Genomic DNA, 18,409 nt, shown 5'->3' on the forward strand with positions numbered 1-18,409 from the left:
GTCGCCATCAGTCGGTGCCTTCGCTCAACGCCTGCTCGCGCTGCTCGGCGAGATGCCATGGCACGTCGGCATAGACGTCCTCGAACATCGACCCGACGTCGTCTTTGCCCTGCTCCGGCAGGATGCCAAGCTTTTCCGACTCCTTCTGCGCGGAGCGGACAGCCGCATCGGCTTCCGCCGTCAAGGCAGCCTGACGCTCATCGTCCCACTCCCCGATCGTGATCAGGTGCGTCCTAAGGCGCTCGATCGGATCGCCGAGCGGCCAGGACTTTGCTTCGTTCGTTGGGCGGTAGCCGGAAGGATCGTCCGACGTGGAATGGCCCTCGGCTCGGTACGTGAAGAACTCGACCAGCGTCGGCCCGGCGTTCGTTCGCGCCCGCTCCGAGGCCCACTTCACTGCAGCGTAGACGGCCAGCGCGTCATTACCGTCGACCCGCAGGCCAGCTATGCCGTAGCCGACCGCGCGCTGGGCGAACGTCGCGCGCTCGCCGCCAGCGATGCCCGAGAAGCTCGAGATCGCCCACTGGTTGTTCACCGTCGCGAGCACGACCGGGACATTGTAGACCGCAGCGAAAGTCATCGCCGAATGGAAGTCGCCTTCGGCAGTCGCGCCGTCACCAATCCACCCGATGGCGATGCGACTATCGCCCTTGATCGCCGAGGCCATTGCCCAGCCAACCGCCTGCGGGAACTGCGTCCCCAAGTTGCCGGAAATAGAGAAGAAGCCGTGCGCCTTGTCCGAATACATGATTGGCAGCTGCCGCCCGCGTAGCTTGTCGCCGCGGTTGGAGTAGATCTGGTTCATCATCTCCGTCAGCGGGTAGCCGCGGGCGACGAGCAGCCCCTGCTGCCGATAGGTCGGGAAGTGCATGTCGTCGCGGTCGAGCGCTGCGGCGGCGGCAGTGGCGATGGCCTCCTCGCCCGTGCACTTCATGTAGAAGCTGGTCTTGCCCTGGCGCTGAGCGCGATACATGCGGTCATCGAAGATGCGGACGGTGACCATGTCGCGAAGGATTTTCCGCAGCGTGTCGGGATCCAGCTTTGGGTCCCAGGGACCGACGGCGCGATTGTCATCACCGAGCACCCGCACGAGCGCAGTGGTGAGTGAGTGAGTCTCCGTCGCAGGCACGGCGACGTCGGGGCGCGGGGCGGTGCCGGCCTCCGGGACGTTCAAGGACGAGAAGTCCGGGGTGTCGCCAGGACGGAAGGGCGGCTCGGGCACGTGGAGCGCGAGCTTCGGCGCGTTCCGGCGCAGTTCTGGGTCTTTGTCGCTCATGACTGGAGCGAGCGCTTAATCGGGAGTCCGCCGAGCGGCAACTGCGGCGCGTTGACGCTAAAAGGCCGGGCAGGGTAGGGCGCGCCCATGTCAGGGAACAACGCAGATACTCCGCCCGACCGTTTGTCGCTCGATGCGCGCAGCGAATATTTCGATGAGTCGCTGCTTAGCCGCGGCGTCGGGATCAAGTTCAACGGCCGGGAGAAGACGAACGTTATCGAATATTCCGTGTCGGAAGGCTGGATCCGCGTTGCCGCAGGCCGCAGCCGTGACCGCTTCGGACAGCCGATGACGCTCAAGCTTCAGGGCCAGGTCGAGCCCTATTTCGAACGCTCCGCTCAGATCGAGGGCGACGAGGGCGACGCTTCCGAAGGATAGGCGGGCTGCGAGCGACGCCGGTCGCGCCACTTACGATAGCCCCAGCCGATGGCCGCCGCGGCGGCAAGCGTCGGCACACTGCGCCGCGCAAGCGCTGCCGCCCCATAGCCGATGAGTGCGCCCTTGGCGCCGCTGTTCCGGCCCGCCATCCTGTTGCCGAGCCACGCGCCTGCAAGCTTACCGAACATCACTCGAACTCCTTTTAAGTGCCTGAGCTTTGACGCCCCGGCCAATGCGATTGTTCCCGGCCATGGCTTGGCAATCGACGCCAACTCTTAGTTGGTAAAATCTCCCAGCCGACCTCGCTTGGCACAATTTTTCGCAGTTTTGCAGGAATGGCACGCTCCTTGATTATACCAATGCATCGATCAGCACGGGATCAACCGGCGATCGAAAAAGGGAGTTTGAGAAATGTACGCGAAGTCGCAGCTGACCCGCACCCTGGTGGCAATCGCCGGCGCGCTCGTCATGAGCACGGTTGCCGTCAGTGCCGCCGTCGCCCCGCTCGAAGCGAATGCCCTCAACCCGCAGGTGACACTCAATGCCTGATCTTGAAATCCTCGAAGCCAAAGTCCCGGTCCGCACTCCGCGGCTGGTGAAGACCCCGGAAGCGCCGGCCTCGCGGCTCGCTCCGGTCGGGGCCTGGCTCAGCGGTCCGGTGTTCAGCCGCGCCCGTGACATCTTCGCGGCGAACATGGCGGACCTCCTCGACCGGGCGGAAGACCCGGCGCGGATGATCCGGATGATCATCCTCGAGATGGAGGAGACTCTGGTTGATGTCCGCGCCACGGCGGCCCGGTCGATCGCCGATATCAAGGAGATCCGCGGTGCCGTCGTCCGGCTCGATGCTCTCCAGGCGACCTGGACCGAGAAGGCCGAATTGGCGCTCTCGAAGGGCCGCGAGGATCTCGCCAAGGCTGCGCTGGTCGAACGCCAGAGCGCTGCCGACATGGCAGCCGGGCTGCGCGGCGAGCTTGGCCAGTTGGAGCAGGTGCTGCGCGGCTACGAAGCGGACATCGCCAAGCTGCAGGGCAAGCTCCGGGAAGCCCGGGCTCGCCAGAACGCGATTTCCGCGCGGCTCGAGAGCGCCGTCACCCGCGCCAGGGCACGCGAACTGATGAACGGCAGCCGCACGGCGGAGGCTTTCTCCAAGTTCGAAGTGCTCGAGCGGCACGCCGACTTCGCCGAAGGGCGGGCCGAGGCGCTCGGCATTGGCAGCCTGGAAGACGAGATCGAAGAGCTCAGGGCGTCCCAGTCGGTCGACCGCGAGCTGGAAGCCATGAAGGCCGCGCTCAAAGCGCGCGTCCAGTAAGGGGAAGCAGGACAATGACCCGCAAGATTTATCCGTATTCGCTCGACCGCAAGGACGCGAAGGTTGCCGGCGTCTGCTCGAGCCTTGGCAAGCGCTTCGGCATCGACCCGACTTTCATCCGCATCGGCTTCGTTGCAGCCGCGATCTTCACCAGCGCGACCTGGACGCTCGTCGCCTACGCCGCCCTTGGCGTGTGGCTCACCATCGAGCGCAAGCGCGAGGTCCAGAGCGGCAGTCACATGAGCGATTACGACCGCATGGACGAGGTCGTGAAGCGGAAGCCTTCTGTCCGCGCCATGCGGACCGAACTGGACGTCAACGACCGGCGCATGATGGCGATCGACCAGCACCTCAACAGCCAAAATGATGAGCTGGCGCGCGAGATCGAGGCGCTCCGGCAGGAGGGAAAATGATGGACCCGGTGACGATGGGCGTACTCGCAGCAAGCGTTCTCGGCGGTCTTGGAGCGGCGAGCGTCGCGGGGCTGAAAGCCTGGAACGGCTGGCTTGAACTCAAGCGGTTCGAACTGACCCATGACTGCGCGGACCGGACGGTTCCCCAGGCGTCAGGGCGGATTGAAATGGCGGACCTCAAGGAGCGCATCCGGAAGCTCGAAGCGATTGCTGCCGGAATCGACATCTGATCAGTCCCGCGGATGCGCATCCTTGCAGGGTGCGCATCAACCAGAGGCGCTCCGGCCCCCTTCACCGGAGCGCCTCTTCGTATCTCCGATTGTTGGTCACGAGAGAAGCTGTGCTTTGTCGCCGCTGGAACCGTCGGCTAGGCAGAGTCGGATGTCCGGTCACGACCATTCCCATCAGCATGCTCATGGACAGGAGGCGCTGACCCGAGCGTTCGCGCTCGGCGTCGCACTGAACCTGGGTTTCGTCGTGATCGAGACGGGCTTCGGATTCGTGGCGAATTCAATGGCTCTGGTTGCCGACGCCGGTCACAACCTCTCCGACGTGCTCGGGCTGCTCGTCGCCTGGGGTGCGGCGTCGATGGCGAGGCGAGCGCCGTCGCCTCGCTTCACTTACGGGCTCAAGAAGGCGCCGATCCTCGCCGCTCTGTTCAACTCCCTGTTCCTCATGATTGCGGTCGGGGCGATCGCGGCGGAAGCCAGCCGCCGCTTCTTCCATCCCGGTGCGGCCGACGGAGTGACCGTCACCACCGTCGCTGCAGTCGGGCTACTCGTGAATGGCGCGACTGCGTGGCTGTTCGCGCGCGGTGCCAAGAGCGACATTAACGTCCGCGGCGCCTTCCTTCACATGGCTGCGGACGCCGCGGTGTCGCTGGCCGTCATCTTCGCGGGACTGATGATCCTGTGGACCGGGCAGCAGTGGGTGGATCCGGCAATGAGCCTCGCGGTCGCCGTCGTCATCCTGTGGAGCAGCTTCGGGCTGCTGAAGGAGTCGGTCTGGATGTCGCTCGCGGGCGTGCCGCTTGGAATAGAGGTGGATGAAGTCGAGGCGGCACTGGGCTCGCTCGACGGCGTTGCCGAGATCCACGACTTGCACGTCTGGCCGCTCAGCACGACGGAGACCGCGCTGACAGCCCATCTGGTTCTTCCCGATGGCTCGGTCGACGATCTTCTCTCGACCGCGCAGCGCCTGCTGCACGACCGCTTTCACATTGAACATTGCACGCTGCAGGTCGAGAGGCACCATCCTGCTCACCACAAGGATTGCTGAGCGCGTGAACGTAACGCATCTCGAATGCTCGCTCACCGGCGAGCGCTATCCGGCCGGTCAAGTGCACAACCTGTCCCGCGCCGGCAAGCCGTTGCTCGTCCGGTACGACATGGAAGCAGCGAAGCAGACCCTGACTCGTGAAAGCCTCGCGAGTCGTCCGCCGGGCATGTGGCAGTGGCGTGAGCTTCTGCCCAACGGCGTCGATCCGGTGACCCTCGGCGAGATCGAAACGCCGTTGATTGCTCTGACCAACAGCGGCGGGCCCAACCTCCTCGTGAAGGACGAAGGCCGGCTGCCAACCGGTTCCTTCAAGGCGCGTGGCCTCGCCATGGCCGTCACGATGGCGAAGCAGCTCGGGATAAGGCGGGTCGCCATGCCGACCAACGGCAACGCGGGAGCAGCGCTTGCCGCTTACGGCGCACGGGCAGGGATCGAGACGATCGTCATCTGTCCGGCGGAAACGCCGGAAATCAACGTCACCGAAACCGCCGCCTACGGGGCGCGGGTCTACGTCGCCGACGGGCAGATCGACGAATGCGGTGCGCTGGTCGGCAAAGGCGCGGCCCAGGGCCTCTGGTTTGATTGCTCGACGCTCAAGGAGCCGTACCGCCTCGAAGGCAAGAAGGTCATGGGGTTCGAGCTCGCCAAGCAGCTCGGCTGGGAGCTGCCGGACGCGATCTTCTATCCGACCGGCGGCGGCACGGGCCTGATCGGCATGTGGAAGGCGTTCGACGAGCTCGAGGCTGTTGGCCTGATCGGTTCCGGGCGACCGCGCATGTACGCCGTCCAGGCAGAGGGCTGCGCGCCGATCGTGCGTGCGTTCGAGAACGGGGAGGAGTTCGCCGAGCGCTGGGAGCATGCAGCGACTGCCGCGACCGGCATCCGAGTGCCGAAAGCCATCGGCGACTTCCTGATCCTCCGGGCGATTCGGGACAGCCGTGGCGCCGCACTGGCTGTGCCGGAAGACTCCATCCTCGACGCGGTCGAGGAGGTGGCCCGGTCGGACGGCTTCCTGCTCTGTCCTGAAGGAGGCGCCGTGATGGCCGCATGGCGGATCGCGCTTGGACGCGGTCTGGTCGGCAGGGATGAGCGCGTGCTGCTGTTCAATTGCGCGAGCGGCAACAAATATCCGCTGCGCGATCGCTCGCAGCGTCTGCAGCTCGCCACCGCCGATCCGGCGTCATTGCGCACATAAAAGTAAACCCCGGCAACCGAAGCTGCCGGGGTTCCATACTTCGTTTCTCTTTCGAGCTCCGAAGCACAAAACAACCATAACCCGATTCGCCGACCGCGCCAGCAAATAGCGTCAACTGCTCCAACAAAACTGTGGGCCGAGCAGTGGGTAAAACTGTTAGCGACTCCGATCCTTGCGAACGGAACGGCCGTCCACGGGTTAAACGTCCATGGCGAAGAAGCAGCGGCTCCGGATTGCGAGCTACAACATCAACGGCATCAACTCGCGGCTGCAGGTGCTGACTCGTTGGCTGGAGGATTTCCGGCCCGATATCCTCGGACTTCAGGAGCTCAAGTGCACAGACGAGGCGTTCCCCGAAGAGGCGCTTGAAGCGCTCGGCTATTCCGCCATTTGGCATGGTCAGAAGAGCTGGAACGGAGTTGCGCTGCTCAGCCGTGTCGGGGAACCAGTGGAAACTCGCCGGAGCCTTCCCAGGGACCCGGACAAAGGCCAGAGCCGCTACATCGAAGCGGCGGTCTGCGGCCTCCTCGTCGGCAACATGTACGCACCCAACGGCAATCCCCGGCCCGGGCCGAAGTTCGACTACAAGCTGGCCTGGATGGATCGCTTGAATGATCACGCCCGCGACCTGCTCGACAGCGGTGCGCCCGTGGTGCTGATCGGCGATTACAACGTCATTCCGACGGACGAGGACGTCCACAAGCCGGAGCGCTGGGCGAAGGACGCGCTGTTTTCACCCGAAGCGCGGGAGAAGTTCCGCGAGCTTGTCGCGCAAGGCTGGACGGATGCGCTGCGCACGCTTCATCCCGATGAGCGCATCTACACCTTCTGGCACTATTGGCGGAACGCGTTCCAACGCGACGCCGGCATCCGCATCGACCACGCGCTGCTCAGCCCTTCCCTCGCGAAATCGCTTAAGGCCGCCGGTGTCGACCGCACGCCTCGCGGCTGGGAAAAGACCAGCGACCACGGGCCGATGTGGATTGAAGTGGAGGTTTGATCGCGACAGACTGAAGTCAGCCGCGAGCCACTTCCATCGATCGAGGGGATCTTTCCCATGTGCGATAGCGACAATCATCAGGGCTTCATTGCCGACACCAACGTCACGCGACGCTCCGTCGTCCTCACGCTCTCGTCCGTTGCGGCCGCCGCCGGCGTGCCGACGGCTGCATTTGCGGCCACCGTGGTCGAGACAGACGTGATGGTGTCCACCCCTGACGGCTCCGCCGATGCAGTCCTCTTCCACCCTGCAGGCCCGGGGCCTTGGCCCGCTGTACTGATGTGGCCGGACATCCTGGGCTTGCGTCCAGTATTCCGCGAGATGGGCCGTCGCCTCGCGTCCGCCGGTTACACCGTCCTGGTCCCGAATCCGTTCTACCGGAGCAAGCGCGCGCCGGTGGTCACAGGCGCATTCGACTTCAACAAGCCGGACGACCGCGCCAAGCTGATGAAGTTGCGGGAGGCGCTCACTAGCGTTGGCGTGGACCGCGATGCCGAAGCGTACATTGCATTCCTCGATCGCCAGAAGCACACCGACAAGCGCAAGGCGGTCGGCGTGCAGGGATATTGCTTCGCCGGCCCCTTGGCCTTCCGAACAGCTGCCGTGCGCCCCGACCGCGTGAAAGCTGTTGCGACATTCCACGGCGGCGGCCTCGTCACCAAGGAACCCGACAGCCCACATCTGTTGATTCCGAAGACCAAGGCCAGCTTCCTCGTGGCGATTGCGCGTAACGATGATCGGAAGCAGCCGGAGGCGAAGGACACGCTCAAGGCAGCGTTCAAAGCTGCCGGGCGACCGGCAATTGTGGAAGTCTATTCGGCCGATCACGGCTGGTGCGTGCCCGGGAGCGAGCCATACGACCATGCCGCGGCAGAGCATGCGTGGGCAGAGCTTCTCCGGCTCTACCGGGCGAAGCTCGTCTGAAGACTACCGGCGAGGAGTTCGCTCGTCACAAAGGCGGACGGCCGCATTTCACACCCGCCATGACGCGCGGTCGGCGCTGAACCATCGCCGAGGCCTTTGCAGGCGGTGCTTCAGTAGCACTGCTGGCTTGCGGCCAAGGAGCCGGCGATTGATCCAAGGAAGATGGCGTCGGCGCCGGTTGGAAGCATCAACATGATCGAAGGCCTGGTGGAGGACGTCGCCAAGGGCAAGCTTGCCAACATCCCGGGCGAGATGCGAATCCGAGCGGAGTGGGAGCACAACAAGAAAGGTCTTGCGACCAAGGTGGTGACGCTCGGAGCAGTGGCGTTCGGGCTCCACGCTGTATTCGGTCGGCGGAAGAGCAGCGGATCCGACCAGGACGAGGAGCCGGAGCACTCCTCGACCGAGTAATCAGTGGTGCCGGATGCAGGATTCGAACCCGCGACCTTCGGTTTACAAAACCGCTGCACTACCCCTGTGCTAATCCGGCCCTCGGCACTGTCCCGCCGCATTTGGGTCAAAGCACGCCGAACGTCCAGCCTTCGGTTTTCGCAATCAGGGGTGTGAGGCCTTCCGGCTCGAACGCGCGGGGCTCCATCGTCGCGAGCAGGCGCATTCCCGCCGCCGTGACCAGCGCATCGGTCTGATGGTCGTTCGGCTCGAAACGAAGCCGCGCCAATGGGCTGCTTAGTCCCTCGAGCGCTCGGTTGAGGTCGGACCGGCTGCGCAGTTTCACGCCGCTCATTCCGGCCCGGCGGAGGTAAATGCGGGTGTAGATCTCGACAACGGCACTGCCGCTGTCCGGTAGCGGGTCCATCGGCCAGATCGCCACCTTGCCGTCGAGTTGGTGGAGCAGGCGCATTCCGGCAAAGCTCGCCTTGGCAACCTGCGCGGCGCCAATCGCATCATAGGCGGACGCGGTCTTGCGTCCGCCCTGCGCATTCAACCGAGCGTCGCACTGGCGGAAGCGGACGAAGTCGGCCTTCACGCCGTCAGCGATGCCGAAATAGAAGTGCCGCCGATGCGCAATTTCGAGGAAGCTTGCCGCGCCGAGGTCTTCGTCATCGCAGTGCGCGTCCACATAGGCCCAGAACTCCCGAGCCGTCTTCGGTACGTCCGGCTCGCCGAGCAGATACTCGCCCTTTTCGATCAGGGGCGGGGCGAAACTGAAGTCGAAGCCGAACAGTGTCGGCCGGGCCGCGGCTTGTTCAACGAGCCATTGCAACACCTCTTCACGCGACCAGACATGATCCGGTTGCACGAGGCGCGGAGGACCGTCCGTAGCCGCTTCCGCGATGGCGATGCCCCTGTGACGACGGCCCTTGGCTCCGGACCAGTCGATCGCGACGAAGCGGGTGAAGCCGGTCACTTGCGCTTGCGTGAACGTGCCTTCGGCAGGGCCGCGCAATAATCCCGCGATCGCCGAATGGTCTCGGCAACCCGCTCCTCATCCGCAGCGGCGTAGCGAACCAGCACCATCGGATAGCCTTCGTAGTGGGGCGTTCGCCAATAGGTCTCCGGCTCTGTCGCCATCAGCAGATCGACGGTGTCCAGATCGATAGACAGACCGAACGAAGTCTCCGACTCATGGCTGGTAACGAGGAAGGCGCGGCCATTCGACGCCACCTTCACTGCCGGGTTGCCGTAGCTCGTCGAAAGCTCGGTGTTGGGCAGCGAGAGGGCGAAAGCGACCGCCTGGTCCCAGTTCATCACACAAGCGGCGGCTGGCTGCCCTCGTCGGTGCTGCTGCTGCTCGGCGTGCTGCTCGGCGCGCTGCGGATACGACGCGGTGCCGGCGGCGCACGAGGGGGCGGCGCTTGATCGGCCCACCGCTCGAGGATTCGAGCCGCGGCGTCGCGGCCGCCCAGCCCGAAGGCGAGCGCCGTGGCGATTGCTGCAGAGCCGAGGATCAGTCCGAACGCAAGCATCACGATCTGGTCGGCGAGGCCCATGAACGTCAGGCCGATGGCGGTGAACAGCGCGATGATGGCGTAGCGCACAATCGTCTGCGCGTAGCCGCCTTCGCCCGTTCCGCTGCCGACCAGATTCGCAATGATTCGCGCCAGGAAGATGCCCGCGACGATGATCAGCGTGCCGAAGATCACCTTGCCGCCAAGCTCGGTAACTTGGGCCAGGAAGATGGCGATCGTGCCACCGCCCAACTGCTTGGCGGCTTCGATGGAGGCGGCGAGGATGATTGCTATCATCGCGATGTTAGCGACAATTCGGGACGGCCGAGTGCTGGCCGGGACCACTCCGGTCGAGAGGATCGCCTGGTCGAAGCCGGTGGGCGGCAGGATCGCCTCGATGATCGTCTTGAGGAAGCGCGCCGCGATGAAGGCGATGCCGATCCACAGGCCGGCCGCCAGCACCCGCGGGATTGCCGCCAGAATCTGGTTCAGCATGTCGATCGCCGGCCCGGAAATAGCCTCGATGCCGAGGATCTGGAGAGCGGCGATAGCGACAGGGATGATGATCAGGGCGAATACGAGCACGCCGGCTGCGCGAGCGAGGCTGGCGCGGGTTGCACCGGCAGCGGCACCCGGCGGAACGGCTGTGGGGTCGGTGCGGACAGTCCCTTCCGTGTCGCCGATGCCGATGCGGGCCAGCATCCCGTCGACGTTTGCCGCGACGAGGAGCGTCTCGACCAGCTTCTTCGCAATGCGGGCAAGAACCAGCCCGACGAAGAACAGCAGCCCGGCGCCGATCAGCCGCGGTAGGAATGCGAAGATCTCGGTCACCAGCTCGTTTATCGGGGCGAGGATTTGACCGATGCCGAGGAACTGCAGCGCTGCCATGATGCCGACCAACCAGATGATCAGCTTGGCAATGGTGCCGAGCTGGTGGCCGATGGTTTCATCGGGCGTGCCGGTGATGTGCTTCTTGAGAGCGGGAGTCTTGTCGATCGCTTTCTCGAGCACCCATTTGACTGCTCGAGCGACAGCCCAGGTTGCGATCAGGATCAGGATCGCGATGAGGACCTTGGGTCCCCAGAACATCAACTGGCTCTGCCAATAGGCGCCTTGATCGACCTGGTACATGAACTGGCTCCCTGTCTGCCCTCGTCGCGTTAACTGTCGTTCGGCGGCGTTTGTTGCAGTTCGTTGCGCCGCTGCTCCCAAAAGGCGAGCCGGTCTTTCACCCGGGCTTCGAAGCCCCGGTCGGACGGCTCGTAAAAGTTCTGCCGCTCCATGTCGTCGGGCCAATAGTCTTGCCCGGAGAACGCCTCGTCTGCGTCATGGTCGTAGGCGTAGCCCTTGCCGTACCCCACACTTTTCATGAACTTCGTCGGGGCGTTCAGGATGCGCATCGGGGGCATCAGCGAGCCAGTCTCCTTGGCGCTCCGCCAGGCCTTCTTCTGCGCGGTGTACATGGCATTCGATTTCGGCGCGGTTGCGAGGTAGAGGCACGCCTGAACGATGGCCAACTCGCCCTCGGGCGAGCCGAGGAAGTCGTAGCAGTCCTTCGCGGCCAGGCATTGAACAAGGGCGTTGGGATCGGCGAGCCCGATATCCTCCACCGCGGCCCTGGTGAGGCGGCGCAAAAGGTACAGCGGCTCCTCTCCGGCCACGAGCATCCGCGCGAGATAGTAGAGCGCAGCCTGCGGGTCCGAGCCGCGAAGGCTCTTATGAAGCGCGGAAATGAGGTTGTAGTGACCCTCGCGGTCCTTGTCATAGACGGGGACACGGCGGTGCAGCAGGTCTGACAACTCAGCCGGTCCAAGCGCTTGTTCAATGCCAACGGAAAACAAGGTTTCGACCTGGTTGAGCAGGAAGCGCCCGTCACCGTCGGCGCTCGCTATCAGTGCGTCGCGCGCTTCGCTGGTCAGTGGCAACGGCCGGTCGAGGATTGCCTCGGCACGGCGGATCAATTCCTCAAGCGCCTGATGATCCAGGCGGCGGAGGATCAGTACCTGGCAACGGGAGAGGAGCGCGGCATTCAGCTCGAAGCTGGGGTTTTCCGTCGTCGCGCCGACCAGAGTGACGGTGCCGTCCTCCACGTAGGGCAGGAAGCCGTCCTGTTGTGCGCGGTTGAAGCGGTGGATCTCGTCAACGAACAACAACGTCTGCTGACCGGTGCGAGCGGCGGTGCGGGCTTCTGCGAACAGCTTCTTGAGGTCGGCGACACCAGAGAAGACCGCCGAAATTGCGACGAAGCGCAGGCCCACCGCGTCCGCAAGCAGCCGCGCGATGCTGGTCTTCCCCGTCCCGGGCGGTCCCCAGAGGATCATCGAGGCGAGCTTCCCCGCGCTCACCATCCTGCCGATTGCACCGTCCGCGCCGGTCAGGTGCTCCTGCCCGACCACTTCGTCCAGATTGCTTGGCCGGAGGCGGTCGGCGAGTGGCGCTGCCGCGGTTGCGGACGCTGCGCCCATTGTCATTGGCGCGGCATCTACGTCGTCAGTGAACAGGTCAGCCATCTCCCCGCAGCTTATAGATTTTCCCACAGCCAATTGCATTAGCTCCTTGCACGCGACCTATCTAAGATATATCTAAGATGCATAGAGAGGAGAATGCGATGAGAGATGGGAAACATGGGTGCGGGCAGCGCCGCCGTGGCACCGAGGGCTACGGCATGCCGGAAGGATTGTTGGCCATGGTCCGTGGAGCACGCGGCGGATGGGGCGGATTCGACTGGGACTTCGGCGAGCGAGGGCAGGGGCACCGCGGCCGCCGGCGGATGTTCGAAGGGGGTGAACTCCGGCTCGTCCTGCTCAAGTTGATCGCCGAGGAGCCGCGGCATGGCTACGACCTCATTCGCGCCATCGAGGACCTGACTGGCGGCGAATATGCGCCAAGCCCCGGCGTGATCTATCCGACGCTTACGTTGCTGCAGGACATGGGTTTGATCCAGGAAGCAGCCGGCGAAGGGCCGCGAAAGAACTTCCAGGCGACAGCCGACGGCCGCCAGCACCTTGAGGAGCGGGCCGAAGAAGTGGAGGGACTTCTTGCGCGTCTAAAGGACCTCGCGCCCTCCAGACATGCAGAAGGCGCGTCACCAATCTGGAGGGCAATGCGGAACCTCGGCGTCGCAATCCGTCACCGCGTTCAGCACGGTGAAGTGAGCGACGAGACGAAGTTCGAGCTTGCCGCGCTTATCGACGAGTTGGCGCAGAAGATCGAGCGGCTGAAGTAGCGCTTAGCGCCCCGTCATGCGCGATAGGCGCTCGCGCTTGACGATGGCGCGCTCGTATACCCGCAAGGCGACAGAATTGATGGTGTCCCAATCCATGGTGCGGGCGATCGCAAGACCGGCCTCGCCGTGGCGGCGGCGAAGGTCCGGATCGCGTGCATAAGCTTCGAGCGCGACGGCAAAGCTCTCGACGTCGGACGGATCGACGAGCGTGCCGGTTTGACCGTCCCGGACAAGGTTCGTGGCGCCGGTGGCGACGGCAGCCACGACTGGAAGAGCGCAAGCCATCGCTTCGAGCGTGACATTGCCGAAGGCCTCGGTGACCGACGGGTTGAGGAACAGATCTGCACTTGCGAGGCCGCGGGCGAGGTCGATGCCGGTGAGCTGGCCAAGGAAGATGGCGTCCGGCAGCTGCTGTTCGAACCAGGGACGGGCAGGTCCCTCCCCGATGATCACGACCCGATGCTTGATCCCGCGTTCGGCAAAGGTGTGAATGGCGTCGGAGAAGACATCTAGCCCCTTCTCCATGACGATCCGGCCCAGAAAGCAGATGACCATCTCGTCATCAGATATGCCCAAGGCGCGGCGCCACTGCATGTCCCGCCGGTCCGGGTTGAATTGGTTGCGGTCGATGCCGCGGGTCCAGATGGCAATTTCGCGGTTCATCCGCTGGGCCCGCAGAACGGCCGCGGTCGACTCGGCGGGCACCATGATCGCCTCGCAGCGGCTGTAGAGACGGCGCAGCAGCATGCGGACGACAGGCTCCAGCCACTGTAACCGATAATAGGCCAGGTAGGTCTCGAAGCGCGTGTGCACCGATGCGACGGCGGGGACCTGCCGCGCGCGTGCCCAGCTCACCGCGCGATGGCCAATGATGTCGGGAGAGGCGATATGCACCACGTTCGGATTGAACTGCGCGAGGTCACGACGAGCCGCGGCACTAATGCCAAGGCCGAGCCGGTATTCCGGGCGTCCGGGGATTGCGACTGACGGCAAGCCGACAAGATCACCCGTCGGCTCGAAGGCGGGCTCCGCAATGGTCGGCGAGTAGATCCGAACGTCCGCGCCCTGACGCAGAAGATAGCCGACGAGGCGATTCAGCGCCTGATTGGCGCCGTCCCGCACGTAATTGTAATTGCCCGAGAAGAGGGCGATCCTGAGGTCGCTCGGCTGCACGGCGGATGGCTGTAGTGTTCTGGGCAACAAACGCAAAGTGGAGACGGGGGTTCTAAATGGCCTCGATCAAGGTCGGACTAGCCCCGATCGCAGCCTCCGACGCACGGCTGTTCATTCTCGGCAGCCTGCCAGGCGACGCTTCGCTCGCCGCGCGGCAATATTATGCGCATCCCACCAACCAGTTCTGGCGGCTGCTCGGCGGCGTGCTAGGTGAGCAGCTGTCCGAACTCTCCTACGAACACAGGCTCGAGCGATTGGCTAAGCGGCGGGTCGGATTGTGGGACGTGATCGCATCGGCCGAGCGGCGCGGCAGCCTGGATCAGGCGATCCGAATCGCGGATCATAACCGGATCGAGCAGCTGCTCCGCGATTTCCCGGATCTCCAGGCAATCGGGTTCAACGGGGCGACGGCGGCCAAGGCAGGGCGCAAGCTGATCGGGGACGTTCCCGTCGGCGTGGCTCTCGTCGATCTGCCGTCGTCGAGCGCCGCGAATACGGGGGGCTTCGCGGCCAAGGCTGCCGTCTGGGCCAGCCTCGCGCCTTTCGTGGAGCCGTAGGAGCCTTTCCCTTGTGCCGCGCGTAGAGCGCGTCATGATCGGAGTGGTGATTCCCGACGACGACGAGACAGAAACCGACAGCGACAAGCGGCTGTCGATGGTGGACGAGGCGCTGGTTGCCGGAACGATCGCCAACACCAATGGTCTGCTCGTGATCCTCGCCAAGCTGGTCGCCAAGGGCGTGTTCGACGCCGAAGACCTCCAGGCCTTTTCCGACAGCTATTCCAAGCCGCTCGATCACGTCGGCATGCGGGAAAACGAGCTCGTCACTCAGATGCAGGACCAGATGGAATCGACGCTTGCCGAGCTGATGCACTACCTCGTCGAGCGGGGCCGCGACGAGTGAACCGCCGCCGCTAATTGACTAGCGGACCGTCTGCCCACATATGGCCGCCTCGCTTCGAGCGAGGCCCCTTCGTCTAGCGGTCTAGGACGTCGCCCTCTCACGGCGAAAACACGGGTTCGAGTCCCGTAGGGGTCACCAGATCCGGCTAAACCGCCGTTTCCTTTAGCTATTCAGTCACAAACATGTGTCCGGTAAACACATGCAGGTGACACAATGGCCAGGGACGGGCGAGTCGTGGTCTACCATGAGGGTTTAAACCGCACCCGGTTCAGCAGGCTCGTTGTGGTTGGATGCGCGACGTTGCCAACTTCGCTGGTGATTGTACCGGCCACACCGCCGGCTGCGTACAAGCCGTAGCAGGGATAATAACCGGTGGTGTTCCCATCATCAGCGGCGAGATTTCCGCGGTACGAGACCACCTGTCGGCCGTCCACCCAGACGTCCAGCTCGCCATTGATCAGGTCGAACTTCGTCCGATAGACTATGTCGTGAGGTTGGCCGAAGGAAAGCGTGCCACTATAGCGTTTCACATTGCCGCCGGGGTTGGTTGTGACCGTGAATAGGCCAGTGTGGCCGCGACGGAATGCGAATACCGGTGAGCCGCTCTTCGGCATGTGCATCTGGAAGTAGACGACCCCAAGATCGCGCGCTGCCATGCCGGCCGGATCGCTCCACGGTAGAGCATTCAGGGTTATCGCTCCCCAGTACGGCACGTCATTTTTGAGAAAGTGCTGCTTGTCGTGGAGCTCGGCGCGGCGCTTGGTTGTCGCCTCTCCGCTGCCGCGGTCGTAGACCGTGTCGTGCAATTCGAACCGGCTCTTGGTCGGGGCACTGCGCCATGAATAATCCATGTTGGGCGTCCACGTGGAACCCATGTCCACAGTCCACGTCTGGCGCAGCCACGTGGCGTATTTCGGAGTGAAGCCGCCTACCAGCGTTGACGCATAGCCATCCGTCGATGGCGAAGCCGAAGCCGTTATAGGGTCCGGGGCAGAAGTGGGAGTGGACGTGGGCGTGGGCGGCGTTCCCTTCGCAACCTTAGTGAGCGTGACCGGCAGCTGGATGTAGCTGCCAAGGTGCACTTTCGCGTCAAGCGTGAACGTCGCAGCGGGCGTAGACAAGCCGTCTACCCTGACCTGCACGTACCCTGGTCGATGCGCATCCGGGTGAAGCAGCGTGTAGTTGGCTGTGCCAGTCTTCGCGTAGGCGAACGTCCAGTAAACGGCCTGAGTGACTTCGTTTCCTGCGCTATTGAGGAACTGGTAGTCGTAGGTAGCCGGGAGCGGCTTCACCGGCGTCCCATCGGCGTTGTATTCGATGCTGATCGCCGCCGGTCCAGCGACGTGCAAAGCGCCAGTCGCCGACGCGGTGAGCGTGTTGGCAAAAGGGTTCAGGACCTTGATCTGCGCGGCCGCCGGGGCGGCAAGCGTGAAGAAACAGGCCAGGGGTGCAGAAAGAGCGCGGAACGGGACTTTCATTGCCTTCTCTCCCCCGAGACACGTCGCAAGCCAGCAATCAGCTGCTTCGACCGCCTAGCTTCTGGCAAAGAAGGGTTAACAAGGTTGGTAGACTGCTCGCGGCGCTGCGAGAGAGCTTGTCGTTAGCGGTGCGTGGATTGCCACTCTTCGGAAGTCGACCGCGGAGCGTCGCGGTGCAAATGGCCGTAAGCAGATAGCGTAAGGAATTCGACAGGCTCTGGCGCGATGATCATGCTGTGCATCAGGCGCGCGGCTTCAAGGATATTTGGTACTTCGGCGAGCAGCCCGACCTCCTCCTGGAACCACTGTTCAAACACGCCCGTAGTGAACAGCCTTCTGTCCGCGAGCGGCGCCTGGAACTTGAGCCATTGCCACAGCTGAGTGCGGCAAATCTCCGCTGTCGCCGCGTCCTCCATGAGGTTGTAGAGCGGAACGGCGCCGCGGCCGCCGAGCCAGGCCGCGACATATTGAACTCCGATGCGAATGTTCTCACGCGCGCCGGCTTCCGTGCGCACACCGGCGTGAAGCTGAAGCATGTCCTCCCGACCGGGCACTTCATCCGGGATGACGGACAACTGGTTGGGCCCGTCGATCGCATCAAAAACCTCCCCCGCGACCGGGATCAGCGCCGGGTGCGCAACCCAGGTGCCGTCGTGGCCGTTCCGCACTTCGCGCAGCTTATCGGCGCGCACCTTGTCCAACGCCCGCTGGTTGGCGGCCTCGTCGTCCTTCACCGGGATGAAGGCTGACATTCCGCCCATCGCGAAGGCGCCGCGGCGATGACAAGTGCCGATCAGCCGCAGCGAATAGGCGGCGAGGAATGCCTTATCCATGGTCATTAGCGCCCGATCGGGGGTCAGGCGCTCAGGCGTCCGCCCGAGCCGCTTGATGTAGCTGAATATGTAGTCCCAGCGTCCGCAGTTCAGCCCGACGATATTCTCGCGCAGAGCGTGGAGGATCTCGTCCATCTCGAACGCGGCAGGCAATGTTTCGATGAGCACCGTCGCCTTGGTGGTGCCGCGCTCCAGCCGCAGCTTGGCCTCAGCGAAAGCGAAGACGTCGCTCCACAACGCCGCTTCCTCGCGACTCTCGAGCTTGGGCAGATAGAAATACGCGCCCGAGCCTCTGGCATTTGCGGCGCACGCATTGTGCCAGAAGTACAGTCCGAAATCGAACAGGGCCCCAGCCATCGGCACATCGGCGACGGTCACGTGCGCTTCCATGAGATGCCACCCACGGGGGCGCACCATCAGCACTGCCGGCCGCTCGCTGACTGCATAGTATTTGCCGGTTGCGGGATCGGTGAATTCCAGGCGGCCAAGCCAATGCTGGCGCAAGTTCACCTGACCCTGGACCAGCTCGTCCCATGTCGGGGAAGTCGCGTCCTCGAAGTCGGCCATGAAGACCTGCGCACCCGAATTCAGCGCGTTGATCAGCATCTTCGCATTCGTGGGACCGGTGATTTCGACCCGGCGATCCAGAAGGTCCGGCGGGATGGTGCCTACTGTCCACTTGGATTCTCGGATTTCCCGCGTGTCTTCGCGGAAGTCCGGGAGTTCGCCGGCATCGAGGCGCACCTGCCGGTCAACTCTCTTCTCGAGAAGTTCGAGCCGTCGGCCGTTGAACCGGTCATGGAGCTCGGCGAGGAAGTCCAGCGCGGACGGCGTTAGCACCTCTCCCGCGCCCGAGACTGACGACGGTCGAGCGGCGATTCGCTCGCGCTGCATCAATTCACTCACTTAAGCGCTCTCTGGCTCAACACAGATGCTGTAGCGGGTCGTCGCTCCGCAATGGTCGCGAAAGGTAAGGCGCTGCCATTCCGTCTGCGCCCTGAATTGTTCGTTGTACGGCCCATGGACGATCTCGGTGCCAGGCTGCAGCTGCTTGAAGGCGCAGTCGGAATAATCACCGCCAATGACCCAGTAACGCTGTCCCATAGCTTC

Annotated in this window: 23 protein-coding genes and 2 tRNA genes; 14 read left to right on the forward strand and 11 right to left on the reverse strand. The window is 63.9% G+C overall.

The window, feature by feature from the left end:
* Window positions 1-7: 7 nt before the first annotated feature.
* On the reverse strand, window positions 8-1,276 hold the full coding sequence (locus tag ACUXST_RS00415) for a thiamine pyrophosphate-dependent enzyme (RefSeq protein ID WP_458387980.1): 1,269 nt from the start codon (window positions 1,274-1,276) through the stop codon (window positions 8-10).
* A gap of 87 nt (window positions 1,277-1,363) precedes the next feature.
* Here ACUXST_RS00415 and ACUXST_RS00420 point away from each other — a divergent pair, with 87 nt between their 5' ends.
* Window positions 1,364-1,654, forward strand: coding sequence for a DUF3297 family protein (locus tag ACUXST_RS00420; RefSeq protein ID WP_458387981.1), 291 nt, complete (start codon window positions 1,364-1,366; stop codon window positions 1,652-1,654).
* On the opposite strand, the gene ACUXST_RS00425 is transcribed toward ACUXST_RS00420, so the two are convergent.
* Window positions 1,615-1,845 (reverse strand): hypothetical protein, encoded by a 231-nt coding sequence (locus ACUXST_RS00425; RefSeq protein WP_458387982.1) that lies wholly within the window; start codon window positions 1,843-1,845, stop codon window positions 1,615-1,617. The genes ACUXST_RS00420 and ACUXST_RS00425 overlap by 40 nt on opposite strands.
* Before the next feature lie 220 nt (window positions 1,846-2,065).
* Here ACUXST_RS00425 and ACUXST_RS00430 point away from each other — a divergent pair, with 220 nt between their 5' ends.
* The 9 genes from ACUXST_RS00430 (at window position 2,066) to ACUXST_RS00470 (ending at window position 8,187) form a co-directional block, all read left to right on the forward strand.
* Window positions 2,066-2,203 (forward strand): hypothetical protein, encoded by a 138-nt coding sequence (locus ACUXST_RS00430; RefSeq protein ID WP_458387983.1) that lies wholly within the window; start codon window positions 2,066-2,068, stop codon window positions 2,201-2,203.
* Entirely contained in the window at window positions 2,196-2,966 is a 771-nt protein-coding gene (locus ACUXST_RS00435; RefSeq protein ID WP_458387984.1) for a PspA/IM30 family protein, read from the forward strand. The genes ACUXST_RS00430 and ACUXST_RS00435 overlap by 8 nt, the downstream gene beginning before the upstream one ends.
* A gap of 14 nt (window positions 2,967-2,980) precedes the next feature.
* Window positions 2,981-3,379, forward strand: a complete 399-nt coding sequence (locus ACUXST_RS00440; protein WP_458387985.1) for a PspC domain-containing protein — start codon at window positions 2,981-2,983, stop codon at window positions 3,377-3,379.
* Window positions 3,376-3,609, forward strand: a complete 234-nt coding sequence (locus ACUXST_RS00445) for a hypothetical protein (RefSeq protein ID WP_458387986.1) — start codon at window positions 3,376-3,378, stop codon at window positions 3,607-3,609. Before ACUXST_RS00440 ends, ACUXST_RS00445 begins: the two co-directional genes overlap by 4 nt.
* A gap of 151 nt (window positions 3,610-3,760) precedes the next feature.
* On the forward strand, window positions 3,761-4,657 hold the full coding sequence (locus tag ACUXST_RS00450) for a cation diffusion facilitator family transporter (RefSeq protein ID WP_458387987.1): 897 nt from the start codon (window positions 3,761-3,763) through the stop codon (window positions 4,655-4,657).
* Window positions 4,658-4,661: 4 nt separating this feature from the next.
* Window positions 4,662-5,852, forward strand: coding sequence for a threonine synthase (locus ACUXST_RS00455; RefSeq protein ID WP_458387988.1), 1,191 nt, complete (start codon window positions 4,662-4,664; stop codon window positions 5,850-5,852).
* A 208-nt stretch (window positions 5,853-6,060) separates the two neighbouring features.
* Window positions 6,061-6,852 (forward strand): exodeoxyribonuclease III, encoded by a 792-nt coding sequence (gene xth / locus ACUXST_RS00460; protein WP_458387989.1) that lies wholly within the window; start codon window positions 6,061-6,063, stop codon window positions 6,850-6,852.
* A gap of 57 nt (window positions 6,853-6,909) precedes the next feature.
* On the forward strand, window positions 6,910-7,776 hold the full coding sequence (locus ACUXST_RS00465) for a dienelactone hydrolase family protein (RefSeq protein WP_458387990.1): 867 nt from the start codon (window positions 6,910-6,912) through the stop codon (window positions 7,774-7,776).
* Between the two features lie 162 nt (window positions 7,777-7,938).
* Window positions 7,939-8,187: a hypothetical protein gene (locus ACUXST_RS00470; RefSeq protein WP_458387991.1), complete on the forward strand. Its 249-nt coding sequence runs from the start codon at window positions 7,939-7,941 to the stop codon at window positions 8,185-8,187.
* A 4-nt stretch (window positions 8,188-8,191) separates the two neighbouring features.
* On the opposite strand, the gene ACUXST_RS00475 is transcribed toward ACUXST_RS00470, so the two are convergent.
* From ACUXST_RS00475 to ACUXST_RS00495, 5 genes are all read right to left on the reverse strand, one after another.
* Window positions 8,192-8,266, reverse strand: a tRNA-Thr gene (locus ACUXST_RS00475).
* A 27-nt stretch (window positions 8,267-8,293) separates the two neighbouring features.
* Entirely contained in the window at window positions 8,294-9,184 is an 891-nt protein-coding gene (locus ACUXST_RS00480) for a hypothetical protein (RefSeq protein ID WP_458387992.1), read from the reverse strand.
* Window positions 9,142-9,486, reverse strand: a complete 345-nt coding sequence (locus ACUXST_RS00485; protein ID WP_458387993.1) for an MmcQ/YjbR family DNA-binding protein — start codon at window positions 9,484-9,486, stop codon at window positions 9,142-9,144. Before ACUXST_RS00485 ends, ACUXST_RS00480 begins: the two co-directional genes overlap by 43 nt.
* The gene (locus ACUXST_RS00490; RefSeq protein WP_458387994.1) at window positions 9,486-10,817 is read right to left on the reverse strand and encodes a mechanosensitive ion channel; all 1,332 of its coding nucleotides are present in this window, start codon (window positions 10,815-10,817) and stop codon (window positions 9,486-9,488) included. The genes ACUXST_RS00485 and ACUXST_RS00490 overlap by 1 nt, the downstream gene beginning before the upstream one ends.
* Window positions 10,818-10,846: 29 nt before the next feature.
* Complete coding sequence (locus ACUXST_RS00495) at window positions 10,847-12,196, reverse strand: replication-associated recombination protein A (RefSeq protein ID WP_458387995.1); 1,350 nt, start codon at window positions 12,194-12,196, stop codon at window positions 10,847-10,849.
* Window positions 12,197-12,294: 98 nt separating this feature from the next.
* Between ACUXST_RS00495 and ACUXST_RS00500 the strand changes: the two genes are divergently transcribed.
* Window positions 12,295-12,912 (forward strand): PadR family transcriptional regulator, encoded by a 618-nt coding sequence (locus ACUXST_RS00500; protein ID WP_458387996.1) that lies wholly within the window; start codon window positions 12,295-12,297, stop codon window positions 12,910-12,912.
* A 3-nt stretch (window positions 12,913-12,915) separates the two neighbouring features.
* Here the strand turns inward: ACUXST_RS00500 and ACUXST_RS00505 are convergent, their stop codons facing one another.
* On the reverse strand, window positions 12,916-14,085 hold the full coding sequence (locus ACUXST_RS00505; RefSeq protein WP_458387997.1) for a glycosyltransferase family 4 protein: 1,170 nt from the start codon (window positions 14,083-14,085) through the stop codon (window positions 12,916-12,918).
* 56 nt (window positions 14,086-14,141) lie between these two features.
* On the opposite strand from ACUXST_RS00505, the gene ACUXST_RS00510 reads away from it, so the two are divergent.
* The 3 genes from ACUXST_RS00510 (at window position 14,142) to ACUXST_RS00520 (ending at window position 15,126) form a co-directional block, all read left to right on the forward strand.
* Complete coding sequence (locus ACUXST_RS00510; protein WP_458387998.1) at window positions 14,142-14,642, forward strand: DNA-deoxyinosine glycosylase; 501 nt, start codon at window positions 14,142-14,144, stop codon at window positions 14,640-14,642.
* Between the two features lie 34 nt (window positions 14,643-14,676).
* Window positions 14,677-14,988: a hypothetical protein gene (locus tag ACUXST_RS00515; RefSeq protein WP_458387999.1), complete on the forward strand. Its 312-nt coding sequence runs from the start codon at window positions 14,677-14,679 to the stop codon at window positions 14,986-14,988.
* 62 nt (window positions 14,989-15,050) lie between these two features.
* Window positions 15,051-15,126 (forward strand) — tRNA-Glu (locus tag ACUXST_RS00520).
* Window positions 15,127-15,227: 101 nt separating this feature from the next.
* Here ACUXST_RS00520 and ACUXST_RS00525 read toward each other — a convergent pair.
* From ACUXST_RS00525 to ACUXST_RS00535, 3 genes are all read right to left on the reverse strand, one after another.
* Entirely contained in the window at window positions 15,228-16,466 is a 1,239-nt protein-coding gene (locus ACUXST_RS00525) for a hypothetical protein (protein WP_458388000.1), read from the reverse strand.
* Between the two features lie 122 nt (window positions 16,467-16,588).
* Complete coding sequence (aceB, locus tag ACUXST_RS00530) at window positions 16,589-18,205, reverse strand: malate synthase A (RefSeq protein WP_458388001.1); 1,617 nt, start codon at window positions 18,203-18,205, stop codon at window positions 16,589-16,591.
* Window positions 18,206-18,403 (reverse strand): DUF4170 domain-containing protein, encoded by a 198-nt coding sequence (locus ACUXST_RS00535; protein WP_458388002.1) that lies wholly within the window; start codon window positions 18,401-18,403, stop codon window positions 18,206-18,208.
* Window positions 18,404-18,409 lie beyond the last annotated feature (6 nt).

The sequence above is a fragment of the Sphingomonas sp. F9_3S_D5_B_2 genome (assembly GCF_054263715.1).

Coding starts and splice junctions, on each gene's coding strand:
- ACUXST_RS00440 (WP_458387985.1), top strand. CDS start 2,981: ATGACCCGCAAGATTTATCCGTATTCGCTCGACCGCAAGGACGCGAAG.
- ACUXST_RS00525 (WP_458388000.1), bottom strand. CDS start 16,466: ATGAAAGTCCCGTTCCGCGCTCTTTCTGCACCCCTGGCCTGTTTCTTC.
- ACUXST_RS00465 (WP_458387990.1), top strand. CDS start 6,910: ATGTGCGATAGCGACAATCATCAGGGCTTCATTGCCGACACCAACGTC.
- ACUXST_RS00490 (WP_458387994.1), bottom strand. CDS start 10,817: ATGTACCAGGTCGATCAAGGCGCCTATTGGCAGAGCCAGTTGATGTTC.
- ACUXST_RS00470 (WP_458387991.1), top strand. CDS start 7,939: ATGGCGTCGGCGCCGGTTGGAAGCATCAACATGATCGAAGGCCTGGTG.
- ACUXST_RS00435 (WP_458387984.1), top strand. CDS start 2,196: ATGCCTGATCTTGAAATCCTCGAAGCCAAAGTCCCGGTCCGCACTCCG.
- ACUXST_RS00500 (WP_458387996.1), top strand. CDS start 12,295: ATGAGAGATGGGAAACATGGGTGCGGGCAGCGCCGCCGTGGCACCGAG.
- ACUXST_RS00450 (WP_458387987.1), top strand. CDS start 3,761: ATGTCCGGTCACGACCATTCCCATCAGCATGCTCATGGACAGGAGGCG.
- ACUXST_RS00515 (WP_458387999.1), top strand. CDS start 14,677: ATGATCGGAGTGGTGATTCCCGACGACGACGAGACAGAAACCGACAGC.
- ACUXST_RS00430 (WP_458387983.1), top strand. CDS start 2,066: ATGTACGCGAAGTCGCAGCTGACCCGCACCCTGGTGGCAATCGCCGGC.
- ACUXST_RS00495 (WP_458387995.1), bottom strand. CDS start 12,196: ATGGCTGACCTGTTCACTGACGACGTAGATGCCGCGCCAATGACAATG.
- ACUXST_RS00535 (WP_458388002.1), bottom strand. CDS start 18,403: ATGGGACAGCGTTACTGGGTCATTGGCGGTGATTATTCCGACTGCGCC.
- ACUXST_RS00415 (WP_458387980.1), bottom strand. CDS start 1,276: ATGAGCGACAAAGACCCAGAACTGCGCCGGAACGCGCCGAAGCTCGCG.
- xth (WP_458387989.1), top strand. CDS start 6,061: ATGGCGAAGAAGCAGCGGCTCCGGATTGCGAGCTACAACATCAACGGC.
- ACUXST_RS00420 (WP_458387981.1), top strand. CDS start 1,364: ATGTCAGGGAACAACGCAGATACTCCGCCCGACCGTTTGTCGCTCGAT.
- ACUXST_RS00445 (WP_458387986.1), top strand. CDS start 3,376: ATGATGGACCCGGTGACGATGGGCGTACTCGCAGCAAGCGTTCTCGGC.
- ACUXST_RS00485 (WP_458387993.1), bottom strand. CDS start 9,486: ATGAACTGGGACCAGGCGGTCGCTTTCGCCCTCTCGCTGCCCAACACC.
- ACUXST_RS00510 (WP_458387998.1), top strand. CDS start 14,142: ATGGCCTCGATCAAGGTCGGACTAGCCCCGATCGCAGCCTCCGACGCA.